The organism is Pseudomonas sp. 10S4, assembly GCF_034344865.1.
In the GTDB taxonomy this organism is placed as follows: domain Bacteria; phylum Pseudomonadota; class Gammaproteobacteria; order Pseudomonadales; family Pseudomonadaceae; genus Aquipseudomonas.
The window spans coordinates 2,340,107-2,365,549 of sequence record NZ_CP133774.1 but is presented as its reverse complement, the minus strand read 5'-3'; the positions used below and the strand labels follow the sequence as shown (position 1 = coordinate 2,365,549).

Here is a 25,443-nt window from a genome sequence, read left to right as displayed (position 1 = left end):
TCTGCGGCTTACTTCGCCCACAACTTGAGTCCACTTCGGCTCGATATTTTTTGCGAGCCAATAACTAGGCTTAGTCCCATAAAGTTCAACACGGACTTTGACACCCTTAATAGCTTAGTTAGCATTACTTCGAACGGATTCGAACATGTTCAAACCGACTGTCGGCCCGATTATTGGCCACACTACAACTAACCACGCACGAATTTTCTTACGCGGTGAAACTCAGGATGACGCACTGGTATTTGCCGGCATCCGTTATCGGCCAGTGGGCGATGAACGCTGGACTAAAGGCCTGTTTACTAAACTTTCGACCTTGCGGGACATGTCCGACGTCATTGCGTTAAATGACCTGAGCGAAGATACCGCGTACGAATACCAGGCAGGCTGGATCAGCCCCATGAGCCCGGTGCACACCGTGGAAACGGTGCAGGAGCTACCGCTGCAATGGCCGCGAGAGATCTATCGTTTTCGCACCCAGTCCAGCAAGGTCACGCGGCCTCGCGCCTATATCATCGGCTCTTGCCGTTACCTGCGGATGACCGCGGGCAAACCATCATCCCCACTGCGAGGCGATCGTATTTTCGACTCGATCAAGAAACTGGTGGACCAGGCTGATCCGCCGATCAGCGCCACGTTGATGACCGGGGATCAGATCTACGTCGATGATCTGAACATCATTGCCCCCGACCGCGAATACAACGAAATCCTTAGCAAATACCGAGCGGCATTTTCCCAACCCAATATCTGCAAGTTGATGGCTGGCACACCGACCTACATGATTCTCGACGACCATGAAATAGAAGATAACTGGCCAGCCAATGCCAGCAAGTCCGACGATGAGTTGTATCGCAACGCCATGAACGCTTATGAGTTATATCAGGCGAGCCATAGTCCGGCTCATGAGCTTTATGACAATGGGCTAGTGAATCGTTCCAGGCTGGAACATTACTGGTACCCACTAAGCGAAGGTGATATCGAATGGTTTGTCACCGACAGCCGCACCCGCCGCACGCTGTCCGCCGATGATCGGCGCATTCTCGACGAAGAACAGGAACAGGTCCTGCTTAAATGGCTGGTCAACAGCCCGGCGCGGGTCAAGTTTGTGGTCACCAGCGTGATGTTCTACCCCGACCGCAAAAGTCATGGCGACGATGCCTGGAAGGCCTTCCCGGAACAGCGCCTGCGACTGCTGGAAACTATTCGTACGCATCGCATCAAGAACGTCATTTTCGTTTCCGGCGATGTGCATGGTTCCCTGACCAGCCGCCTGACCCACAGCGAAGACCTCGACTTCGACATTCACACCATCGTTTCTTCGCCCCTGTGCAACAGCAAGCTGCTGCCGTATGCCAGCGAGTCGACCTTCATCCTCGATCAGCCACTGGCGCAAACGGCGGCTGGGGACTATCGGCATGAACTGACGAGTAAGGTGGTGAGCCAGGACAATTTTGCGCATGTGGTGGTTGAGGCGCAGGAAATACGCGTGAATTATCACGACCGGGACGGCAACCTTTTGCAGACGATCGACATTCCATTGCGTTAAGCGAAATCCTGTGGCGAGCGAGCTTTCTCGCGCAGGGCTGCGCAGCGGCCCCAAAGTTTTTGTGAGCGCTACGCACTCAAGCGCGAGCAAGCTCGCTCGCCACAGGACAGTGCTCAACTCAGAAACTTTCAATCCAGACCATTACTTTTGGCCGTCCACTGGAGAAATCCATCCTCCTGCCGACATATTCTTATAGCACTTGGCCTTCATCTCTCTTGTCAGTCGGTGCCGCAATGATGCAACCTTGCCGCAGGCAACAGTAAAGAGGGCGAGAGCCCGGCGCGATCAGCATATTCGAAGCGAGTTTCCCCCAATGAAAAGCCAACCCGATGCCGCCAGCCGTATGGTGGCCGAGGTAGTGACGCAGTTGCCTGTGCCCTCGCGGCTCGGCATGCTGCGTTTCGAACGGCTGAATGAAGCAAGCTGGGCGCTGCTGTTTCTTGATCCCAATTGCGAACGACAGTTCGGCCTGCCGGCCGTGGAGCTCTGCGCACTGGTCGGTTCGCCCTACGCCAGCCTGATGGAGCCCGAAGCGCGCTATCAACTGCATGACGCAATCCAGCTGCAACTCGCCGACAGCCCGCATTACCTGATCCGCTACACACTGCACACCGCCGCAGGCACCTTGAGCCTGCTGGAACTGGGCGAAGCCTACAAACAACACAATCGACACCTGCTGCGCGGCTACTTGCTGGTGGTAGACGGCCTGTTCGAGGGCGAGCCGTTGCTGCCGGCCCTGGACCTGGAAACCCAGAACTCGCGCCTGCAAATCGCCCTGGAACTCAACCAGCGTGCCCAACAGGAACAACTGCAGCATCTGGACCGGGTACGTGCCCAGCAAGACTTGATCCTGCTGCTGACCCGTCAGCGCTACAGCTCCGGCAATTCCCTGCAAGAAGCCGCCGAACTGATCACCCGCTGCGCCTGCGACATCTACGAAATCGACTGCGCCAGCCTGTGGAACCTCGAGGGTTCGACGCTGGTGCCGATCTCGGCTTATCACCGCGCCACTCAGGAATACCTGATGCCGGAGCCGATCGACGCAAGCAGTTTTCCGGACTATCTGGAAGCCCTGCACACCAGTCGCGCCATCGATGCCCATAACGCGATCCGTGACCCGCGTACCCGGCACATGGCTGAAAGCCTGCGCCCGCGGGACGTCAACGCCATGCTCGACGCCAGTATTCGCGTCGATGGCCAAGTGGTCGGCGTGTTGTGCCTGGAGCAGACCGGTGCGACCCGCGCCTGGCAATCAGACGAAATCGCCTTTGCCGGTGAACTGGCGGATCAGTTCGCCCAAGTCATCAACAACCACAACCGCCGCACCGCCACCAGCGCCCTGCACCTGTTCCAGCGCGCAGTGGAACAAAGTGCCAACGCCTTTTTGCTGGTCAATTGCGACGGCGTGGTCGAATACGTCAACCCAAGCTTTACCGCGATCACTCAGTACAGCACCGAAGAAGTCCACGGCCAGCGGCTGTCGGAACTGCCGGCGCTGGAAAACCTCAGCGAACTGCTGTTCGACGCGCCCTCAGCACTGGCCAAGAGCAACAGTTGGCAGGGCGAGTTCAAGAGCCGCCGCAAAAACCTCGAACCCTACTGGGGCCAGTTGTCGATCTCCAAGGTTTACGGCGACAACCGCGAGCTGACGCATTACATCGGCATCTACGAAGACATCACCCAAACCAAGCTCGCCCAGCAACGCATCGAGCGCCTGGCCTACACCGACAACCTGACCAACCTCGGCAACCGCCCGGCGTTTATCCGCAACCTGGACGAACGTTTCGCCCGAGACAGCGATACACCGATCAGCCTGTTGCTGGTGGACATCGACAACTTCAAGCGTCGATCAACGACAGCCTCGGCCACCACGCCGGCGACAAATTGCTGATCAGCCTGGCCCGACGCCTGCGCAATAGCCTGAGCCCGAGCGGCAGCCTGGCGCGCTTCGCCAGTAACGAATTCGCGGTGCTGCTGGACAACACCGACCTCTCGGCCGGCCAGCAAGTCGCCAACCAGTTGCTGGCGACCCTCGACAAGCCGATGTTCGTCGACAACCAGCTAATTAGCGTCACCGGCTCCGTGGGCCTGGCCTGCGCGCCGCTGCACGGTCGCGACCCGCAGACGCTGATGCGCAACGCCGGCCTCGCCTTGCACAAGGCCAAGGCCAACGGCAAACATCAGGTTCAGGTGTTCACCGAAGCGCTGAACGCCGAGGCCAGCTACAAGCTGTTCGTCGAGAACAACCTGCGTCGCGCCCTGACCCAGAACGAACTGGACGTGTTCTACCAGCCCAAGCTGTGCCTGCGCAGCGGTCGTTTGCTGGGGATGGAAGCCTTGCTGCGCTGGAACCATCCGGAAAAAGGCATGATCCGCCCGGACCAGTTCATCAGCGTCGCTGAAGAGACCGGCCTGATCATTCCAATCGGCAAATGGATCGCCCGTCAGGCCTGCCGCATGAGCAAGGAACTGACCGCCGCCGGCCTGGGCAATCTTCAGGTGGCGATCAACCTGTCGCCCAAGCAGTTTTCCGACCCGGACCTGGTGGCGTCCATCGCCAGCATCCTCAAGGAAGAAGCGCTGCCGTCGAACCTGCTGGAGCTTGAGCTAACGGAGGGCCTGCTGCTGGAAGCCACCGAAGACACGCACTTGCAGCTCGACCAACTCAAGCGCCTGGGCCTGACCCTGGCGATCGACGACTTCGGCACCGGTTACTCATCGCTCAGCTACTTGAAAAAATTCCCGATCGACATCATCAAGATCGATCGAAGCTTCATCCACGAAATCCCGGACAACCAGGACGACATGGAAATCACCTCCGCAGTGATCGCCATGGCCCACAACCTGAAACTCAAGGTCGTGGCGGAAGGCATCGAAACCGCCGAGCAGTTGGCCTTCCTGCGCCGCCACCGTTGCGACGTCGGCCAGGGCTACCTGTTCGACCGCCCTATCCCGGGTTCCGAGCTGATCGAGAAGCTCAAACGCTATCCGCGCGGCCCGATTGCCTGATTGATACACCCCTATGGGAGCGGGCTTGCTCGCGAAGGCGGTGTATCAGTGACGTGAATTCTGACTGACACGCCGCCTTCGCGAGCAAGCCCGCTCCCACAGGGATAGTGCGCAACCTGAAATCATTGGGCACACTGGCGGTCTGACTACTTACACACTCTGACTGAGGGGACTGATGATGGTCTTGCGCTCGGAAATTCTGGTGAACAAAAACGTGCTCCCGACTAAAGAACAAGCTCTGCCTGGCCGTGAAACCCCAATGAACTTGCCGGAAAAACACTTCGTCCACGACTCCCCGCTGCTGGGCCCGTTCGTGACCGACGTGGATTTCGCGATCTTCGGCCTGGGCTGCTTCTGGGGCGCGGAACGCAAATTCTGGCAGCGCGAAGGCGTGGTCAGCACGGTGGTGGGTTACGCCGGCGGCTTTACGCCGAACCCGACGTATGAAGAAGTCTGCTCTGGCCTGACCGGCCACAGCGAAGTGGTACTGGTGGTCTACGAGCCGGCAAAAGTCAGCTACGAAGCGCTGCTGAAGATGTTCTGGGAACTGCACAACCCGACCCAGGGCATGCGCCAGGGCAACGACATCGGCACTCAGTACCGCTCGGTGATCTACGCCACCAACCCGGATCAGCTCGCCGCCGCCAAACACAGCGCGCAAGTGTTCCAGGTTGAACTGACCAAGGCTGGCAAAGGCACCATCACCACCGAAATCGACGAAGCCCCAACGGTCTACTTCGCCGAGGCGTATCACCAGCAGTACCTGGCCAAGAATCCTGAAGGGTATTGCGGGATTGGCGGTACAGGCGTGACTTGCCCGATCTGATATCAGATCGCCGAAAGCTTCGCGAGCAAGCCCGCTCCCACATTGGATCTACGCCTGACCACACTCTTGTGATCGACATAAATCTACTGTGGGAGCGGGCTTGCTCGCGAAGGCGTCCTCTCAGACGCCATTAATCCTGCTGATCAACTCTCAGCAATCAACCAATCCATCTGCCACCCACCCTGGGTCTGCCCAAGCTTCTTGGACAACCACGGCAGCAACTCCCGCAATTCCTCTTCCAGACCCCACGGCGGATTCGCAATCGCCAACCCCGAGCCGTTCAGGCTGTTCGGCGTATCCAGTGGATGCACCAACAACTCCACCCGCAACAACTTCGGCGCGCCCGAGCCGGCCAGGTCCTGATAGAAACGACGCAACATGCGTTGGTCCTTCACCGGGTACCAAATCGCCGCCACGGTCTGGCGCATCCGCCCAATCGCCTCTTTCAACGACGCCGCACAGCGCTGCATCTCATCGAGCTGCTCGAACGGCGGATCAATCAACATCACCGCCCGCTTCTCCTGCACCGGCAACATCGCGCGCGGCACATGCCAGCCTTCGCCCAGGTGAACCTTCACCCGACGATCACCGGCCATATTGTCCTTGAGCAACAAACCGTCTTCAGGGTGCTTCTCATTGAGCATCACCCGATCCTGCCGCCGCGTCAGGCGCCGCGCCAACTCCGGCGACCCCGGGTAATAGCGCAACTGGCCATCCGGGTTCATGTCGTGCAGCACCTTCATGTAATCGGCGGTCAGCTCCGGCAGATCCGGCTGATCCCACAACCGCGCGATCCCTTCCAGGTACTCACCGGTACGGCTCGCCTGATCACCCTGCAGGTCATACAGACCAATACCGGCGTGAGTGTCGAGATAGGCAAACGGCTGCTCCTTGCGCGACATCAAGGCGATGAGGCGGGTCAAAGTCAGGTGTTTGAACACATCGGCGTGATTGCCGGCATGGAAGGCGTGACGATAATTCATGATTGCTCCTGCGAAGGCCGGGAAGTTTACCTTGTACGGCGGCGAACGTCAGGAGTTCACGGCTGAGCGGCCATTCCAGGCAATCACACACCCCGTAGGAACTGCCGAAGGCTGCGATCTTTTGACCTTGCCCTTATGGCGAGGGGCTTGCTCCCGTTGGGCTGCAAAGCAGCCCCAAAATCCCCCAGCCACTACAAAACCCTGTGGCGAGGAAGCTTGCTCCCGCTGGGCTGCACAGCAGCCCCAAAATCCCCCAACCACTACAAAACCCCGTGGCGAGGGGGCTTGCCCCTGCTGGGCTGCGCAGCAGCCCCAAGACATCCCCGCCAACCAAAACCTGTGGCGAGGGAGCTTGCTCCGCTGGGCTGCGCAGCAGCCCCAAAACCAGCCCTCCGGATTCGTCAGGTAAACCGCAGCGCCTGGTTTCACGACTGCTACGCAGCCGAACGGGAGCAAGCTCCCTCGCCACAAAAGCCCTTCGCTGCTATTCCGGTGACCGAGCCCGCAACCGCCGCCCAATCACATCCAGCACATCACACCCATCGCGCAACGGAATGGCGCAGAGCAAGGCAAAATCGCTAAGGATGAAGGACTCACAGTCAATCGAACCGCGCATGGAAAGGTTCTCAAGCACCTGAGTGACCGCGCGAATTCGGTAGCTGGCAGCGTCATATAAAACATCAATCGGGGCGTGGGTGTCGACGAACAGGGTGGGCATTTCGCAGCAGTTGCTGGTGAGTGCCATGTAGCGGTTATCGGGGTGGGGGACTGGTTTTTCGTAGGGTGGATCGGGGTGAAGTGTTTTCATTTTTCAAATTCCAAAGGCAACAAATAGGAACTGCCATCAGCCTTCCTACAGGCTTGGGTGGCAGCTATGCGCGGGGTAGGAATATCGAGGCCTTTGGAAAACTCGACCACGCCGAAGCGTGCCCGCGCACAGCCGCCGCAACTGATCTTACGGACGCACGTTAACGGCCGCAAACCAAGCTTCGACGCCAATACATTTCCAACGACTTTGAAGGGTTCCTACACCCTGCCACTGAATTTTCAGTGACTGCCAAAGACTATCGATGGAAAACATTTCGCACCAGTTCATGAAAGCCGCCGCAGCTTGAAGGAAACTTCCGACGACCTTGTCCAGAAATTTCGCTCCTCAATCAGAAAGACACATCAATCCTGTCCACCCTGACCTTGACGAATTCTTCGTTAAGCGCCGGATAGTCGTAGTGGATTTCCTGATCCATAAAGTCAACGAAGGATCGGAAGACACTTCCGTCCAAATAGCCATATAGAAAGCATGAAAAACCATCGTCTTTCACTTCAATTAGTGAGTCGGACCGCTTTTCTGCAACGGTAATGAAGTCATCATCAGGAAGGACTATCTCGAACTCAACCTCATAGGCTTCCCCTACCTGAATTTTTTCAGGACAGCAGCTCGCAAAGCATTTAACTTTCACACCACTAACAAGCAATAGAACTTCTTCTTCAACGATAGGATTTACTGCCAGGACAATTACAACATACTTATCTATCACTTGAAGGCCCCACAGCTTACCACCGCACCAAAAAGCAATAACTAAAAACCTACCAACGAGAGGCCACTCAACAAAACAACTTAACGCATCGTCTCCACATCGAAAAACCCTAAATCCAACGCCGCCCAGCTTCTGTAATAAAAGTCGCTGTTACTATTTGCGTAAGCATGTCTAAAATCAAGAAGCTGTTTGTAAAGAGACTGTATTGCGGGGTCCTTTATGAGTCTCATACTATCTAAAACCAAGCAAACATCATAAACCTCTTCCGCTTGCGCTTCCATCTCAGTTCTATAATCCTCTCTGGACTTAATTCCTAGAAAACGTGAAAAGTGAAATGGAAGATTTCCATTCGAACGAAAAATCCATAAAAACAGCGTTACAAACCCATCTACAAAATATCTTCTATTCGGGCACGCTGGATCTGCTGCAAATTCTAATAAGCCTTTAGCCCCTAGTACCCTCACAACATCATTATCAAAGCTCGCAGCGTCTCCATCACAATCACTTTCAACCAAATCAATAACAGTGCGCCCATAGGCCCAATCTGTAATCACCTCGCGTGTTAGTTTTTGATCAGACATCTAAACACACCATTGTAACTGCCAAAATCATTCATAATTATTTCCTCACCAAGTGGACCGATCTTCCGACCCCGCCTTTACTAGTTCATCTTTCCAAACCTCTAGCGCCAACGTATAGACATGTTCAAGAAAACCACGAGGATTCTCTAATTCGTACCATTCACCGCGTGGCCAGCTTGCAGCCTCGTCTTCATCAATATCGAACAATCCCTGAAAGTCATAGCTTTTGTCATTCAGCTTGTCTGCTAAAGACTCCACCAAAACAAGCTTATGTCGGTAGTTCAAATAGCCTAAATTCAAGCTGTACTTTCTAATCAGCTCGCCCCTATCCCGCCTATTGTTAGGATCATAGATTGAAAGCTCCGCACCTAGCGTTTCTTCATGATCATAAACATCAAAAACCCCAATAAGCCACATTAAATCTGGGTGAAACGTTTCACCTAAAAATGGGTCTCGCAACACTATTTGTCTCAGCCCCCAAAATGCAAATTCTGGCCACAAGCAATCAAGCTAGCAATCACTAAACCTCTTTACCAACTCTCTGGATCTTCAAGACTGGCTTTTTGAAGGTCATCTTTCCATTCGATAGTAGCCAATCGATAAATATCCTCAAAAAAGCCCTTGTATTCTCCATTTCATCCCATCCATAGGGGAATGAGGAATATGCCTCTGGGTCATACTTAAAAAGTGCCTGAAAATCGTAGCTTTTGTCCTGAAGCGCCTTTTCCAAACATTTATAAAGCAAAAAATGATGTCGGTAGGTACGATTACTAACCAGACAATACTTGAGTATTAACTCCTCCCTATCCGACGGATCATTTGGATTAAATTTCTCTAACTCCTCTCCAAGTGTTTCTTCACGATCATAAATGTCAAAACACCCCAAAAAATATGAAGGCGTCGGAACATATGGCTGCCCAGTTCCAAGATCAACAAACATAATTCACCTCACCTAATTGGATACAACGTAAACGGTATACCTTTATCATCGAATTTCATTTCGAAGCGGTCCATGCTAACGCGTATCGGGTGGTCTTTTGAATTAGCATTTGGTATGTACCCTTCCCCTGCACCCGGAAGTCTCATCCTGACAATATTGTTGCCGCCACGGTCTATCCCGGTAAATTGAGACAGCCCCCGTTCCGTTCTCGTTGTTGCAAGAGTGTAAGCCTCGAGCATCAACTCCCAACTGATAAATCTGGAGCTTGGATTACCAAGTCGATTCCTGGGTCTTCTACCAGTAATGGGATCCGTACCATCAATAGCTCTCTGTTTCCATTTGTTATCTGGAACCTCTGGGCTATGTTTCCCCACCATATGCATGCCTTGGCTCGTGTCCAAACGTTTGATTTCTATCTCGGCAAGCTCCGCCGGACTTAATTTGGGCTTCGGTAGTTCAGGCTCCCCTCATCAACCTTAGCGCCAGATGTATCCCCCGGCACCTTACAACCCGACTTTTTCGGCGGCGGGCAGCTCAACCCCAACGGATCAACCCACCCCGTCGGGTTCGGCGTGTACTGATACTGGTTCAGCCCACCCGCCAACTTGATCGGATCCGGCGTCAGGTACCGGCCAATCTCCGGATCATAGTACCGATGCCGGTTGTAATGCAGTCCGCTCTCAGCATCGAAGTACTGCCCCTGAAACCGCAACGGCTGTTCGAGTTGTTCACCCGCGCCCTGGGTCAGGCGAGTGACCTTGCCGTAAGCGTTGTACTTCGCCGCCCAAACAATCTCACCACCGAAATCCGTCAGTTCCTGCGGCGTGCCGAGGTGGTCGAGTTGGTAGTAGAACGGGCAGGCCTTACGCGGGCCTTTGCCGTCGAGCATGGCCAGCGGGCGGAAAGTGCCTGGCTCATAAATGTAGCTGCGGTAATGCTCGTGGCTACTTTCCGCAACGACCTGATCGCCCTGCCAGAAGAACTCGGTGGTCCGACCGTCGACAGTTTTGGCGATGCGGCGACCGAAGGCGTCATAGCGATAATTCGCACAACTGCCATCCGGCAACGTGACGCCAATCAAGCGATGCTGGCAGTCGTACCGATACTCAGTGACGAGTTTCTGCTCCGTACCGCGCCGTTCGCGTATCAGGTTGCCGAAGGCGTCATAGTCGTAGTGCCGGTCACCCTGCATTAATAGGCGATTGCCCTTAACACTCGCCAAACCGGCCCGATCCTGCATCAACAAGTTGCCCGCCGGATCATGGGCAAAACTTTCCGGTGACTCGTCTCGACTATGCCGAACGCGGGTCAGTCGGTTGAGGGCGTCGTAAACATAGCTGCGCTGGCCGTGGCGGGTGTCGGCGATGCTGTCGAGGTTGCCGTTGAGGCTGTAGGCATAGTCGCGGCGGTACAGCGGTCGTTGCTGTTGGCTGACGGCGTGGGCTTTGAGGCGTCCTTGGTCGTCGTAGGAATATTCGCTGAGCAGCAGACCTTGTTGGCGATTTTTCTCACGACCGAATTGAAACTGGTGAGTGGTAAGTCGCGCACCGTTGAGGTCGATGGCGCTGAGTGCGCCGCCCTTGGTGTGGTGATAATCAAGTTTGCTGTTGTCCGGCAGGCGTAGGTGGTTGAGTTGGCCGCAGGCGTCGTAGCCATAACGCAAAGTGCCCCAGCCCTGGTGCTCGGTGATGAGGCGGTCTTGTCGGTCGTATTCGAATTCCAGCGGATGGTCATTGCCATCATCGACGCCGACCAATCGGCCGAGGCTGTCGTAGCGGTATTCGACCTGGACGCCGTCGGGTAGGGTTTTGACCAGCAGGCGCCCGGCCGAATCCCGTTCGTAACGCGTGACGAGTTGCGAGCCCTCATCGCCGAACTCGGTTTTCTCCAGCAACTGGCCGTTGAGGTCGTAGGCATACGCCGTACGCTGTCCGTCGAATCCGGTTTCCTGTCGGATCAATCCGTTTGGTGTGTAGGCCAGCTGATATTTTTCGCCGGATTCGTTTTCGATTTCCGTCAGCAAAAGCTGCGCGTTGTCGTAGCGATATTTCAGCTGGGTGCCGTCGGGGTTGATTCGGCGGCTGACCAGATGCAACTCGTCGGCGTATTCGTAGCGGGTGATGCGGCCGAGTTCGTCCTGTTCAGCGGTGATCTGACCGTAGGCGTTGTAGCTGAAAGCTCGGGTGGCGCCTGTAGGTAAAGTCGTCTGGATCAGTCGGCCGACCGCGTCCCACTGGTAACGCGTGACAGCACCGTGTTCGTCCTGGCTGGTAACCCGCCGGCCCAACACGTCGTAGGAATAGCGCCGCCGCCCGCCATCCGGCAGCGTCTCTTCGACCAGTTGCCCCAGAGCACTCCAGACGAACAGGTGCCGGCTGACGTCCGGATAACGGATCGACAGCAGCCGCCCTTGAGCGTCGTAGTGGTAATGGGTTACATGCCCATCCGGGTCGGTAGCTTCGGTAACATCACCCTGTGCATTACGCTGATACTTCCAAACCGCTTCGCCGCGATACCGCGCATGCAGGAAACCGTTGCGGTACTCGTAGGCCGTTGGCTCGTCTTGCGGTGGAATCAGTGCAACTAGGCGTCCGATTTCGTCGTAGCGGTATTCAGTCACCGCGCCGAGCGGATCCTGCTCGGCGATCAATCGTCCCTGTTCGTCGTAAGACTTAAGGTGTTCACCACCATCGAGCTCGACCTTGCGCACCAAACGCGCCCGGTCGTCGTGGACGTAAACCTCTTCGCTACCATCGATGTTCTGGACGGTGACGCTACCCTCGTCATCCCAGACGTACTTCGTGTCCATCTGCGAAAACGACGCCCAATGTCGGACGCATCGCGCAGCCTTGCCGGACCTTTCCCACTCCCAGTAGAAACTCGCCCCACCGGTCAATTGCCGCTGGAGAATTACGTGCTGATCGTCGTAGTCGTAACGCTCGCTTTCGCCGGCAGCATTGATGGCGGCGATCAGTTGATCGCGCTCGTCGTAGTCGTAACTGACCACCGTCTGTTCGGTGTGCCAGGCTTCGTCGAGGGTTGGCGCCGGGCGTAATTGCTGGTAATCGACGGCGATCAAATGATTGCGCACGTAGCGCAACAGCAAGGCGCGGCCGGCGCCGTTGTCGAGGCGTTTGATGCGGTCCTGGCGGTCGCGGGTAATGCGCAGACGGTTGTCGTATCCGTCGCTGATCGCTGTCAGAAAACCGTTATGAAAGTGGAAGAAACGTGCATCGTCGCCGGCCTGGGCGAGGATCAGTTCTTCGGGTTCATTGCCGAGATAAATCGCCGCTCGCGACAGGCTGTTGTGGATCGCCGGGCGCTCGATGTTCGGCAGCGGGAACGTGGTGCGGCGGTTTTCGTGGTCGATCCAGATGACGCTGTCGCCGTCGATTTCCAGGCGATGCGCGAGGCTGTGGCTCCAGCCAAAACCGAGGCCGCTGTCGATCTCGGCGGCGCTGGTGCGATAGAGCCGGGTGAATTCGAACGGCAGGATTCCGTCGAGCGAACCGTCGGTCAAGGTCAACAGTTCTTCGCCGGTGACCATCGAAACCGGACAGTTGTTGGTGCAGGTCAGCGGAACGCAATCGGCGCTGTCGCCGTTGGGGTTTTTCGCTTGTTTGGACTCGTCGTCGTGGTGTTCTTTTTTCTTTAGCGAGGCGTTACGACGGGCGCTCCAGCTCAACTGCATCCGGCCTTTTTTCATGCCGGCCGCGATGCCTCGGGCGGCGACTTTTTTGTAGCGGTCGACGTAACCAATGAAGTTATTGATGATCGTGAAGATCGCTTTGACGAGGCGCAGAACAGCGCTGAGCAACTGCGCGGCCCGATTAGCCAGGCGCATCGTCAAATAGGCGATCCCTGCGCCGGCCGCAGCGAACGTCAGGACGACGCCAATCAGGATGTCGATTAACAACTGCACGATAAAAGACGACACCGCTTCGGCCGTTTTTCCTGCAATTTCGCTGGGCGGTAGCATGTCCAACCAGAGGCTGGCGGTGCGCAACAACAAGCACAGCGCAGCTTCATCACTGGCCAGCAGTTGGGCTTTTTCCATGACATCGGGGGCGCTTTTTGCAAGGTCCTCCAGCGCTGCGGCACTCTCGCCCAACTCAGTAGCAAACTTTCCGGGATCTTTGAGAATGTCTGACAGCAGGCTGATGCCGTCCCAAACACCCTCGATCGCGGCCCAACTTCCCGCGAGCATTCCATTGCCTACAGCAGCCGAAGACGATTCCGACCACTTCGGTTTGAATACTTTCCATTCATCACGCAGCCATTTTTCAAGTTCCGTCGTCAGGCCGTTGTAGGAAGAAAAAAGGTCATCAACTTGCTGCGGCGTAACTTCGTTGTGGACGTGAATTCGGTAGAACTTGCCCTCCTTGCCCTCGAATGTTCCTCTGCCATTTTCATCAAGCGTGACAAGCGTCGTTTCACCACTCTCAACCGCAATCACATCGACCTGAATATTCCCCACAGGGATGTCATAAACCGACTCAAACTTGCTCTCGATCTCTAACTTCCCACCCTTCGGGCATTGCACCTTGGAGGAGAAGAAATCGTCGTCGCCACTGCTCACGGCAGTGCTGGTATTGCCGAACCTGATGATCCGTTCCATGCCCATCAACGAAGGCAAATCAGCCGAATGACTAACCTTGTCCGCCGCCTGGTTAAACCAGTGCTTCAACTGCTCTCGATAGAGGGAAAGCGTGGCCGGAAAACTGTCGAGCTCCTGCTCGATGCGCACAATCTGATCCATCAATTCAGCTCCGCCATCAGGTAATCCACCAAGGCTTGTTTCGGTGCTTGGGGAAGGTCCGGGACCTCAAGAAAACTTGCGGCCTTGCGCCGTAAAACCCTGTCGGAAAATGCTTCGAACAGATCCGGGCGCTCTTCGCTTAGCCACTTCAGCAAGTTGTTAATCCGGGTAGCGTCAGACTGGGCGGCAAGCTCTTCAAGCAGCGATTCGGGGACTTGCCACCAAGGGAAAACTTGAGTGCTTTTCAGCGCACGACCACCGATATCGAGCGCCTGACCATTCACCAGACAACGCGCGATAACCGGCAGCAATTGCGCGGATTCGACCTCGGCGGATTGCAGAATCGGCAGCAGATAGCGGCCATCCCAGAAGCGGAAAAACACCTTGTCGTCGTTGGGTAGCAGCACTTGCGTCAGGCTTCGCAAGTGATCAACCACCGCATCCAGGCTTGCCGAAGAAACCGCCAACCAACCCCAGTCCCGGGACTCGGTGGTGGCAACCCACTCCAGAAACACATTGTCAGCGGCGACAATTCCTACATAGGGCATCACCGGTTCCCACTCGGCGTACGCCGTCTCCGCCCAAATCGGGCTCGGGGCTAGAGCGGTGATCGAGCGCCGCCAGGCTTTGAACGGTTCAGCCGCGCTGGCGCTGCTAAAAATGGCGAACAGTTTTTCATCATTTTCTAACGGCCGAAGTTGCAACCAATGACAGGGAGTTACTGTATTCATGACGAACGCTCTCGCAGCGCTCGAAGGAATCGAATGCGCTGTTATTTAAAACAACATTCAAATAAAAATTTTTGGAGCAATAAACTCAAACTCTAAAAATGATCGTTAAATATTTCAAACATAGCGATTCAGGTAAACCGCTACGCTAGCCAGCCTTTAAACTTACCTACGATCACTCCAACTATGGAAATTACGCCTAACAGAAGCATCAATCCATTGACGGCCTTAATTTTCCGCCGCAACCCAATTGGAAAGCATTCATAGTCTCTCGAATTGAGATCTCCATTCCCCAAAGAACTTCGCGAGAAAATAAATAACGCACCCACGCAACTAATAAATAGAAAGCGGCCAAATGGATCCCATCCCAATAGATCTCTCCTAGCCATAACGGCAGGAGAGTTGCTCAGATTCTCCAATATGTCCGCCGCGTAAAAGTAAGCGACATACAACATAGCCAATGTAACCAGTAAAATTATAATGATCAAAACCAGGCCACTTAAAAGGAATACTGTTTCCGCATCAGTTTTCATTTTTCAACCTCATACAGAATTTCCCCGTCCCGCTCGCCCCAGCGCCCTACATAGGGGACAGATTTATTTATCTCCGAACCTAGGTCACTCAATCCATCCCATATATTTGCAACCGACCAAGAACACAATCATCGCCCCCCACTTCCCAGTGCTGCGATGTAAAAAAAGCGAATCATCCCCAGTAAGCCTCTAGGAAAATTCAGATAATCCTCCTCATCCAAAGCGCCACACTTAATCGCCCAAGACGGAAATACCAAAAAAGATCCTACACCAGTCAAAACAAAGTTGATTCCAAACAGCCCACCGTTTAAAAAAGACTTCCGCGCCAAAACCCCATGGGAATTGCTAAGAAACCCTATGATTTTCTGCATCTGAAAAAAATAAAGATAGACATGACCGAAGATAGATATAAACCCCAAGCCAAAAAACAAGCCACCAAAGGTCAGAACGAACCAAACTTCATCATCGTTCGTCATTGATAGATTTCCTCATGAATTATCTCTCCAATCTTTTCTCCTGCCGCCTCCCCGCCCACCGCTCCGCCCAAAGTTCCAACGCCCACCAAAATCAAAGAACACCCAACAAGGCCGGCGCCTGCAGTAACAGTTCCGATTCCCACACAGGCAAGCGATCCCAAAGCACCCCCGGCCATACTCCCCGCAAATGCACCAGAAAACTTTCCAGCCTCCGAAAACTTAACTTTCCTACAAGCCTCTTCAGCCCCAACCCGGCAGGTCTCCTTAACCTTAAGCCCCGAAACAGAAGCCCCTAACGCAACACCCACCCAACCACCTGCCTTAATTACCTTACCGGCCTTACTCACCCCATCAATATGCGTCGCATACCCAGGAATTCCTCCAGCCGTACCAGCCTTACTCCAGTGATGCACAAGACTACGGCTTGAGATTCCCAGCGCATTTTTCAGTTTTGGATGATCTGGAATACCCACGCCTTTACGAACCAATGGCCCAAGACTGTTATCCAACCGCCCCATTAGCTTTTTACGCTCGGTAAAGAAGTCCGCGCCCTGGAGTTTTCCGTGTTTGTCGAAAGTGCGTTTGTGGAGGCTTTCCAACTCTAAGAGCGTGTCCTTCAAGTTTCCCAAGTGCTTACCAAACATCGCCGCCCCAATACCCACCCCAGTCGAACCCTGCGAAAGAAAAGACTCAATTCCCCCATGATGCCGCGCCATAAACTCAGCCTCCGCATCGCTCAATGGCTCAAGCGCCGCATCGACTTTCTGCGCGGCCTCCATCAGCAAAGCCTCTTCCCGGGTGCATTGCGTGTTGCGCGGATCACTAAGGACGATTAGTTGACCGGGTTTGGCGAAGTTGGAGAGTTGTGGATTAAGGCTTCTAAATTTCTCCAGCACCGCGGGCTCCGGCTGCGCAAACAATATCGACTCAAGCGCAGAGCGAGACACCCCCTGCTCGACAATGTGAAAACCCGGCTCGACGGTTGAAACAGATGCAGTGGATGAGGCCTTTGGCGTACCAGCCAATGTGTTCGGCGTAGGACACATACCGTCCTTGCAACGCTCACACTCTTCACAGAACGGAGCATCGCCTTTCAGGCTCATGATCTGCGCCGCGCTGAGCAACGCCGCCGGGGCTGCGGCGAGTTTCAACGGAACATCCGACGAACTCGCCACTGCTGCCATGACCGGCATCGGCGCACCACCGACCTGAATCGGCACGCTGCTGAAAATCCCGCCGGGGCCAATGTTGATCCACTGCCCACCGGCCTGAATGGTCGCGCTGGCGCCGCCGTCGATCACCACTTGCTGGCCGGCGCTGACATGGAATTGCTGGCTGGCATTTAGCGCCTGGCTGTTCACCCGAATGTGCCGGTCGCCGCTCACCAGCAAGTGGTCGTCCTGTCGCACTTCGGTCTGGCGCTGGCCATGGGTGATGCGCTGTTCGTCAGCCTTCAATTCATGCCGGGCGGTGCCGGTGACGACGATGCTGCGGGCGTTATCGACCTGCACCTGTTGATCATTCAGCACGTGCTGGGTCCAGTTTCGCTGGGCCCGCAGGTAGATTTCCTCGGCGCCTTTGCGATCCTCGATGCGAACTTCGTTGTAGCCACCGCCGCCGGGACTGCTCTGGCTGCGGAAAATACTGCGGGTCTTGTCGGCCGGCAGGTCCAGCGGAACGGGCGTCGCGGCGTTCGGCAGACAACTCATCACCAACGGTTTGTCGGCGTCGGCGTCGATGAAACCCACCAGCACTTCCATGCCAACCCGCGGAATCAACACGCTGCCATAACGGTCGTGAGCCCAACCGGTGGCCACTCGCAGCCAGCAACTCGAATGCTCATTGAGTTCGCCATCGCGATCCCAGGCGAGTTGGACTTTTACCCGGCCAAATTCGTCGCAGTGGATTTCGCTGTCGCTCGGCCCGGTGACCACGGCGGATTGATAGCCAAGCATTCGCGGCTTGTCCGGCCCCTGCGGCGGGCGAAACGAAACGTCCCACGGCGTTGCGAGAAAGGTATTGCGGTAGCCCTGGAATTCACCGTCGTCGGTGACGGACTCTTCCAGCACCTGCGGCTGACGGCCACGGTGTTCGATTTCCGTAATCAGCCACAGGTCATTCCAGGTTTGGCGCGGATGCTCGGCCAGTTGCAGGAAATGTCCGCTGACCAACGCGGATTCATCGCTGCGGCCTTCTGCCTGACGGTAATCCGCGCCGTGGCGTTCCAGCGTCCGCTGAGTCAATTGCTTGCCGGGTTCGCGGTCAGTGAATTGGCCGGGAAAGTGATAATCCTCCAGCACCGGTCTCTGTTCACTGTCCACGCGACTTTCAAGTTGCAAACGCGGTTTTGGAAGTCGTAGTCCCGGCGTGTGACCGCTGTAGTCCGGGTTTCCAGGCGCACGTTGAAACGCTTGATCGCCGGGGCGCTCGCGGCCATTCCGCTGCCGGGCAGGTAAAGCGTGGGCTCGGGCAGGCGCGGGAATACCGTTTGATCGTCTCCGAACACCAATAGATGTCCGTCGGGGCTGTGCTGGAAGTGGAAGTGAATGCCGATCTCGGCACACAGGCGCTGAATGAACGCCAGATCGCTTTCCGCGTACTGCACGCAGTACTCGCGCCCGGGGTAGTCGCTGCCGAGTTGAAACTCAAAGGCATCGCGCTGGATGCCGTGGTCCTTGAGTATTTGCGCGATGATCGCCGGCACGCTTTTGTGCTGGAAGATCCGCTGATTGATGCGCCGGCCGAGGTAGGCCAGGCGCGGGACCAGGCTGACTTGGTAGCGTGTCAGACGCTTGCCGCTATCCCCTTGGCCAACCCGATAAATCTGACCGTGAATGCCGGAACCGTTGCCATCAAAACTCAGAAACGCCTGACAGTGCAGGAGACTTTCCAGTTCGAGGTCTGGCCGTTCGCTGACCAGTTCCAGATCGAAACGGAAGGGTTGGCTGATGGCTTCCTTACCCGTGAACTCAAGCACCTTGAGCTCATTCTGGACGCCGTCGAGGGTCAACGTGAAACGCGGTTGATTGGCAGGCGCGAACATCCGATGTCTCTCTGCAGAATGAAGGCGGGCGATTCTGCATGAGCGACAAGGGGGTTGAGCGGAGGTCAGGAAAATCAGATTTCCCCTACTTTTTTAGGGAAATATCCTTCACAAATTAGGATGTTTGGCTACAGACATTCCCTTCAGGAGTACCACTGACCCTGTGGGAGCGGGCTTGCTCGCGAATGCGGTTCCACATTCCGCATGGGTGCAAGCTGACTCACCGCATTCGCGAGCAAACCCCCCCACATTTGAACGTCGACGCCACGAAATCCGCGCAAAAAAAAGGCCCACCTCCAAAAGGAAGCGGACCGTTTTCATGTTCAGCGAAAGGTCAGAGCCTCAGCTCATCCCCCATCACTTGTTCAGGCGATAGTCCTTCTCGGCCGCATCAAAGCGCATCAGCATGCCTTTGGTCGGTTCGCCCAGTTTGCTGACGATGTAGATCGCCAGGCTGGCGAAGATGAAGCCCGGGATGATTTCGTACAGACCCAACACGTTGAAGTGCTTCCAGACGATCACGGTGATCGCGCCGACCAGGATGCCGGCCAGTGCGCCGTCGCGGGTCATGTCTTTCCAGATTACGGAGATCAAGACAACCGGACCGAACGCAGCGCCGAAACCAGCCCAGGCGTAGCTGACCAGACCGAGCACACGGTTTTCCGGGTTGGCGGCCAGTGCGATGGCGATCAACGCAACCAGCAACACCATGGCGCGGCCGACCCAGACCAACTCAATCTGGGAGGCGGATTTGCGCAGGAAGGTTTTGTAGAAGTCTTCGGTCAGGGCGCTCGAGCACACCAGCAACTGGCAGCTCAGGGTGCTCATCACGGCAGCCAGAATGGCCGACAGCAGTACACCGGCAACCCACGGATTGAACAGGATTTTCGCCAGTTCAATGAACACACGTTCGTGGTTTTCGGTCACAGGAGCGGCCAGCTCGGGGTGTGCCGAGAAGTACGCAATACCGAAGAAACCCACAGCGACGGTGCCGCCCAGGCACAGGATCATCCAGGTCATGGAGATGCGACGTGCTTTAGCGATCGACTTGACCGAATCCGCCGCCATGAAACGCGCAAGGATGTGCGGCTGGCCGAAGTAACCCAGACCCCAGCCCATCAGCGAAATCACGCCGATGAAGGTGGTGTTTTTCAGCATGTCGAAGTTGCTTGGATCGTTCGCTTCGATGGCCAGGAACGTGGTGTCGACGCCACCGTCGCCAGCAGCACGATGATCGGCGTCAGCAACAGGGCAAAGATCATCAGCGTGGCTTGTACGGTGTCGGTCCAGCTCACGGCCAGGAAACCGCCGATGAAGGTGTAGGCAATCGTCGCCGCAGCACCGGCCCACAGTGCTGTCTCGTAGGACATGCCGAAAGTACTTTCGAACAGACGGGCGCCGGCCACGATGCCGGAGTGCGCAATAGATGGTGAAGAACACCAGAATCACGATGGCGGAGATGATCCGCAGCAGGCCGCTTTTGTCTTCGAAGCGACTGGAGAAGTAATCCGGCAGGGTTAACGCATCGCCGTTGTGCTCGGTCTGCACCCGCAGACGGCCGGCGACGAACAGCCAGTTCAGGTAAGCACCGACGATCAGGCCGATGGCGATCCAGCTTTCGGAAAGGCCGGACATGTAAATCGCGCCAGGCAAGCCCATCAACAACCAGCCGCTCATGTCGGAGGCGCCGGCAGACAATGCAGTCACGACGCTGCCCAGGCTGCGACCGCCCAGAATATAGTCAGAAAGGTTGTTGGTAGAGCGATAGGCCATCAAGCCAATCAGCACCATTGCTGCGATGTAGATCACGAACGTGATCAGGGTTGGATTGCTTACGCTCATTCAAATACGCCCTGGCTTTGTTTTTATGTAGCGACGGGGTGTGAAACCGTGCACGAACAACGATGCCGTTCAGACGATTTCCGGTCCCGCGCATTTATGACCGATGTTTCCCCAGGAAAGCCATCAGCCGGCGCACCAGACTTTTTAGCCGGTTGCACCTTGGGCGCGAATCCTATTCAACAACGTAAATAAGGTGCAACCTGTTTCTTGAGAATTAGTTGCACCTAGGTGGCTTTTCATCGAAATACAGCGCTTTTTTGCTCCCTTTCAGGGCAGAGACAGGGCATTTAAGTCAATAAAGGCACCAAGGAGAGGCCGCCATTCCGTTTCGGAATTTATTTCATGATCACCCGCTAATTATTCCGACAAAAAAGGGTTGCACCCGGTTGCACCTCTGTCAGCGCGCAGCTAATCTTGCGGCCAGCTGATGCCACGCGGTCGTGGCAAACATGAGGATAAAAATATGGCTACCACCACCCTTGGGGTCAAACTTGACGACCCAACCCGCGAACGGCTGAAGGCCGCCGCGACCTCGATTGATCGCACGCCGCACTGGCTGATCAAGCAGGCAATTTTCAATTACCTGGAGAAACTCGAGGGTGGTGCAACCCTGACCGAGCTGAGCGGTTTGACTAAGGATTCCGACGACGCCGTCGATGCGCCAACGGATCATACCCATCAGTGCTTCCTCGAATTCGCCGAAAGCATCCTGCCGCAATCAGTCCTGCGCGCCTCGATCACCGCCGCTTACCGTCGCCCGGAACCGGAAGTGGTGCCGATGCTGATGGAACAGGCACGTCTGCCTGCCGCGATGGCCGAAGCCACCAATAAGCTCGCCTCTTCGATTGCCGAGAAACTGCGCAATCAGAAAAGCGCCGGCGGCCGTGCCGGGATTGTTCAGGGCCTGTTGCAGGAGTTTTCCCTGTCGTCCCAGGAAGGCGTAGCGCTGATGTGCCTGGCCGAAGCGCTGCTGCGCATCCCGGACAAAGGCACCCGTGACGCCCTGATCCGCGACAAAATCAGCACCGGCAACTGGCAGCCGCACTTGGGCAACAGCCCGTCGCTGTTCGTCAACGCCGCCACTTGGGGCTTGTTGCTGACCGGTAAATTGGTCGCGACCCACAACGAAACCGGCCTGACTTCGTCCCTGAGCCGCATCATCGGCAAGAGCGGCGAGCCGATGATCCGCAAGGGCGTCGACATGGCCATGCGCCTGATGGGCGAGCAGTTCGTTACCGGCGAAACCATCGCCGAAGCCCTGGCCAATGCGAGCAAGTTCGAAGCCAAGGGCTTCCGCTATTCCTACGACATGCTCGGTGAAGCAGCACTCACCGAACACGACGCCCAGAAGTACCTGGCCTCGTACGAACAAGCCATTCACTCCATCGGCAAAGCGTCCCACGGTCGTGGGATTTATGAAGGCCCGGGCATTTCCATCAAGCTGTCGGCACTGCACCCGCGTTACAGCCGTGCGCAGTACGAGCGTGTGATGGACGAGTTGTACCCGCGCCTGCTGTCGCTGACCCTGCTGGCCAAGCAATACGACATCGGCCTGAACATCGACGCCGAAGAAGCCGACCGTCTCGAGCTGTCGCTGGATCTGCTTGAGCGCCTGTGCTTCGAACCGCAGCTGACGGGCTGGAACGGCATCGGTTTTGTGATCCAGGCCTACCAGAAGCGTTGCCCGTACGTGATCGACTATGTGATCGACCTCGCTCGCCGCAGCCGTCATCGCCTGATGATCCGTCTGGTAAAAGGCGCGTACTGGGACAGCGAAATCAAACGCGCCCAAGTCGAAGGACTGGAAGGCTATCCGGTCTACACCCGCAAGGTTTACACCGACGTTTCCTACATTGCTTGCGCGCGCAAATTGCTGTCGGTGCCGGAAGTCATCTACCCGCAATTCGCCACGCACAACGCCCACACCCTGTCGGCCATTTACCACATCGCCGGTCAGAACTATTACCCCGGTCAGTACGAGTTCCAATGCCTGCACGGCATGGGCGAACCGCTGTACGAACAGGTTGTAGGCAAAGTTTCCGAAGGCAAGTTGAACCGTCCGTGCCGCGTGTACGCACCTGTCGGCACTCACGAAACACTGTTGGCGTACCTGGTGCGTCGTCTGCTGGAAAACGGTGCGAACACCTCGTTCGTCAACCAGATTGCCGATCAGTCGATCTCGATTCAGGCGTTGGTGGCCGATCCAGTGGCCAGCATCGAGCAGATGGCCACGGTGGAAGGCGGCTTCGGTCTGCCGCACCCGCGCATCCCGCTACCGCGCGACCTTTATGGTGCCGAGCGCGCCAACTCCAGCGGCATCGACATGGCCAACGAACATCGTCTGGCTTCGCTGTCCTGCGCGCTGCTGGCCAGCGCTCACAACAGCTGGAAAGCTGCGCCGATGCTAGGTTGCGCCTCCAGCAGCGAAGCACCGGCACCGGTGCTGAACCCGTCCGATCTGCGTGACGTGGTGGGCCACGTACAAGAAGCGACCGTCGAGGACGTCGACAACGCGATCCAGTGCGCCCTGAACGCTGGCCCGATCTGGCAGGCCACCCCGCCCGCCGAACGCGCCGCGATTCTGGAACGTGCCGCCGATTTGATGGAAGGCGAGATTCAGCCACTGATGGGCCTGCTGGCTCGTGAAGCCGGCAAGACCTTCGCCAACGCCATCGCCGAAGTGCGCGAAGCCGTGGACTTCCTGCGTTACTACGCGGTGCAGGCACGCAACGATTTCACCAACGACGCCCATCGCCCATTGGGTCCGGTGGTTTGCATCAGCCCTTGGAACTTCCCGTTGGCAATCTTCAGTGGCCAAGTTGCTGCGGCGCTGGCCGCCGGTAACCCGGTCCTGGCCAAGCCCGCGGAACAAACCCCGCTGGTAGCGGCTCAAGCCGTGCGCTTGCTGCTCGAAGCCGGGATTCCGGAAGGCGTGTTGCAACTGTTGCCGGGCCGTGGCGAAACCGTTGGCGCCCGTCTGGTCGGTGACGATCGGGTCAAAGGCGTGATGTTTACCGGTTCGACCGAAGTCGCTCGCTTGCTGCAACGCAACGTCGCCGGTCGTCTGGATGCACAGGGTCGTCCGATTCCGCTGATCGCCGAAACCGGCGGCCAGAACGCGATGATCGTCGACTCTTCGGCACTCACCGAACAAGTTGTAATTGATGTGGTGTCGTCGGCCTTCGACAGCGCCGGTCAACGTTGCTCGGCACTGCGGGTTCTGTGCTTGCAGGAAGATTCCGCCGACCGTGTCATCGAAATGCTCAAGGGCGCCATGGCTGAATGCCGTCTCGGCAACCCGGAGCGCCTGTCCGTGGACATCGGCCCGGTGATCGACGCCGAAGCCAAGGCTGGCATCGAGAAGCACATTCAGGCCATGCGCGACAAAGGTCGCAACGTGTATCAGGTGGCCATCGCCGACGCCGAAGAAGTCAAACGCGGCACCTTCGTGATGCCAACGCTGATCGAACTGGAGAGCTTCGACGAGCTGCAACGGGAGATCTTCGGCCCGGTGCTCGGCATCGTGGTTCGCTACAAGCGTAAAGACATCGATCAACTGATCGGCCAGATCAACGCTTCCGGCTACGGCCTGACCCTGGGCGTGCACACCCGCATCGACGAGACCATCGCCAAGGTGATCGACAACGTCAACGCCGGTAACGTCTACGTGAACCGCAACATCGTGGGCGCGGTGGTTGGCGTGCAACCGTTCGGTGGCGAAGGCTTGTCGGGCACGGGTCCGAAGGCGGGTGGTCCGCTGTACCTGTACCGTCTGCTGTCGACGCGTCCTACCGATGCGATCGAACAATCCTTCGCTCGCGGTGATGCCATCGCGGCGCCGGACGTTCGTCTGCGTGATGCCATGAGCAAGCCGCTGACCGCCCTGCAAACCTGGGCTGACAGCAACAAGTTTGCCGACCTGAGCGCCCTGTGCGTGCAGTTCGCCGCGCAATCGCAAAGCGGGATCACCCGTGTTCTGGCCGGCCCGACCGGTGAGCGCAACAGCTACGCGATCCTGCCACGGGAACACGTGCTGTGCCTGGCGGAAGTTGAAGGCGATCTGCTGACTCAACTGACAGCGGTATTGGCCGTAGGTGGTTCGGCGGTATGGCCGGAAGCTGACCTGACCAAGGCATTGTTCGCACGTCTGCCGAAGGAAGTTCAGGCGAGGATCAAGCTGGTTTCCGACTGGAACAAGGACGAAGTGGTGTTTGATGCGGTTCTGCATCATGGCCATTCCGATCAACTGCGTGCGGTTTGCCAGCAAGTGGCCAAGCGTGCCGGGGCGATTGTCGGGGTTCACGGGCTGTCCCAGGGCGAGACCAACATTGCGCTGGAGCGACTGGTGATCGAGCGGGCGTTGAGCGTTAACACTGCAGCGGCAGGTGGTAATGCGAGCTTGATGACTATCGGCTAAACCGGTACAAACCAGGCGCCCGCAATGGACGCCTGGAATGCGAAACCCTTGTGGGAGCGGGCTTGCTCGCGAAGGCGGAGTGTCAGTCGACATCAACATTGACTGTTACACCGCCTTCGCGAGCAAGCCCGCTCCCACATTTGATTAGCGTTGCCCGCAACACACCATCACGCTCATCAATCATCCTGTTCACCCCGCCCTTCCCCCGCCTAGACTCGGCCCATCCCC

10 protein-coding genes and 5 pseudogenes are annotated in these 25,443 nt (G+C 56.7%); 4 read left to right on the top strand and 11 right to left on the bottom strand.

Features of this window, described 5'->3' with window-relative positions; all coding sequences use genetic code 11:
* The first annotated feature begins 145 nt into the window (after window positions 1-145).
* The 3 genes and pseudogenes from RHM58_RS10945 (at window position 146) to msrA (ending at window position 5,378) form a co-directional block, all read left to right on the top strand.
* Complete coding sequence (locus tag RHM58_RS10945; RefSeq protein WP_322270352.1) at window positions 146-1,543, top strand: alkaline phosphatase D family protein; 1,398 nt, start codon at window positions 146-148, stop codon at window positions 1,541-1,543.
* Window positions 1,544-1,856: 313 nt separating this feature from the next.
* A pseudogene (locus RHM58_RS10940) lies at window positions 1,857-4,552 on the top strand (EAL domain-containing protein).
* 178 nt (window positions 4,553-4,730) lie between these two features.
* On the top strand, window positions 4,731-5,378 hold the full coding sequence (msrA, locus tag RHM58_RS10935; protein WP_201205106.1) for a peptide-methionine (S)-S-oxide reductase MsrA: 648 nt from the start codon (window positions 4,731-4,733) through the stop codon (window positions 5,376-5,378).
* 143 nt (window positions 5,379-5,521) lie between these two features.
* Here msrA and RHM58_RS10930 read toward each other — a convergent pair whose 3' ends face one another.
* From RHM58_RS10930 to putP, 11 genes and pseudogenes are all read right to left on the bottom strand, one after another.
* Window positions 5,522-6,361 carry a 23S rRNA (adenine(2030)-N(6))-methyltransferase RlmJ gene (locus RHM58_RS10930; RefSeq protein WP_201200022.1) on the bottom strand — a complete coding sequence of 280 codons (840 nt, stop codon included), beginning with the start codon at window positions 6,359-6,361 and terminating at the stop codon, window positions 5,522-5,524.
* Window positions 6,362-6,845: 484 nt separating this feature from the next.
* Entirely contained in the window at window positions 6,846-7,169 is a 324-nt protein-coding gene (locus RHM58_RS10925) for a hypothetical protein (RefSeq protein ID WP_322270351.1), read from the bottom strand.
* 349 nt (window positions 7,170-7,518) lie between these two features.
* The gene (locus tag RHM58_RS10920; protein WP_322270350.1) at window positions 7,519-7,896 is read right to left on the bottom strand and encodes a hypothetical protein; all 378 of its coding nucleotides are present in this window, start codon (window positions 7,894-7,896) and stop codon (window positions 7,519-7,521) included.
* Between the two features lie 80 nt (window positions 7,897-7,976).
* A complete protein-coding gene (locus RHM58_RS10915; RefSeq protein ID WP_322270349.1) occupies window positions 7,977-8,477 on the bottom strand; it encodes a hypothetical protein in 501 nt (166 codons plus the stop codon).
* Between the two features lie 45 nt (window positions 8,478-8,522).
* Window positions 8,523-8,939: a hypothetical protein gene (locus RHM58_RS10910; protein WP_322270347.1), complete on the bottom strand. Its 417-nt coding sequence runs from the start codon at window positions 8,937-8,939 to the stop codon at window positions 8,523-8,525.
* Window positions 8,940-9,007: 68 nt separating this feature from the next.
* Window positions 9,008-9,417 (bottom strand): annotated as a pseudogene (locus tag RHM58_RS10905) (hypothetical protein).
* Between the two features lie 8 nt (window positions 9,418-9,425).
* Window positions 9,426-14,176 (bottom strand): annotated as a pseudogene (locus RHM58_RS10900) (RHS repeat-associated core domain-containing protein).
* Window positions 14,176-14,907, bottom strand: a complete 732-nt coding sequence (locus RHM58_RS10895; protein ID WP_322270345.1) for a DUF4123 domain-containing protein — start codon at window positions 14,905-14,907, stop codon at window positions 14,176-14,178. Before RHM58_RS10895 ends, RHM58_RS10900 begins: the two are co-directional and overlap by 1 nt.
* 658 nt (window positions 14,908-15,565) lie before the next feature.
* Window positions 15,566-15,913 carry a hypothetical protein gene (locus tag RHM58_RS10890; protein ID WP_322270343.1) on the bottom strand — a complete coding sequence of 116 codons (348 nt, stop codon included), beginning with the start codon at window positions 15,911-15,913 and terminating at the stop codon, window positions 15,566-15,568.
* Window positions 15,914-16,953: 1,040 nt separating this feature from the next.
* Window positions 16,954-18,956, bottom strand: a pseudogene (locus RHM58_RS10885) (type VI secretion system tip protein VgrG); the annotation flags it as partial.
* A 357-nt stretch (window positions 18,957-19,313) separates the two neighbouring features.
* A pseudogene (putP, locus tag RHM58_RS10880) lies at window positions 19,314-20,798 on the bottom strand (sodium/proline symporter PutP).
* Window positions 20,799-21,261: 463 nt separating this feature from the next.
* Between putP and putA the strand changes: the two are divergent.
* Complete coding sequence (gene putA, locus RHM58_RS10875) at window positions 21,262-25,215, top strand: trifunctional transcriptional regulator/proline dehydrogenase/L-glutamate gamma-semialdehyde dehydrogenase (protein WP_322270342.1); 3,954 nt, start codon at window positions 21,262-21,264, stop codon at window positions 25,213-25,215.
* Window positions 25,216-25,443: the final 228 nt, after the last annotated feature.

Coding starts and splice junctions, on each gene's coding strand:
- RHM58_RS10890 (WP_322270343.1), bottom strand. CDS start 15,913: ATGACGAACGATGATGAAGTTTGGTTCGTTCTGACCTTTGGTGGCTTG.
- msrA (WP_201205106.1), top strand. CDS start 4,731: ATGGTCTTGCGCTCGGAAATTCTGGTGAACAAAAACGTGCTCCCGACT.
- RHM58_RS10945 (WP_322270352.1), top strand. CDS start 146: ATGTTCAAACCGACTGTCGGCCCGATTATTGGCCACACTACAACTAAC.
- RHM58_RS10930 (WP_201200022.1), bottom strand. CDS start 6,361: ATGAATTATCGTCACGCCTTCCATGCCGGCAATCACGCCGATGTGTTC.
- RHM58_RS10925 (WP_322270351.1), bottom strand. CDS start 7,169: ATGAAAACACTTCACCCCGATCCACCCTACGAAAAACCAGTCCCCCAC.
- RHM58_RS10895 (WP_322270345.1), bottom strand. CDS start 14,907: ATGAATACAGTAACTCCCTGTCATTGGTTGCAACTTCGGCCGTTAGAA.
- RHM58_RS10915 (WP_322270349.1), bottom strand. CDS start 8,477: ATGTCTGATCAAAAACTAACACGCGAGGTGATTACAGATTGGGCCTAT.
- putA (WP_322270342.1), top strand. CDS start 21,262: ATGGCTACCACCACCCTTGGGGTCAAACTTGACGACCCAACCCGCGAA.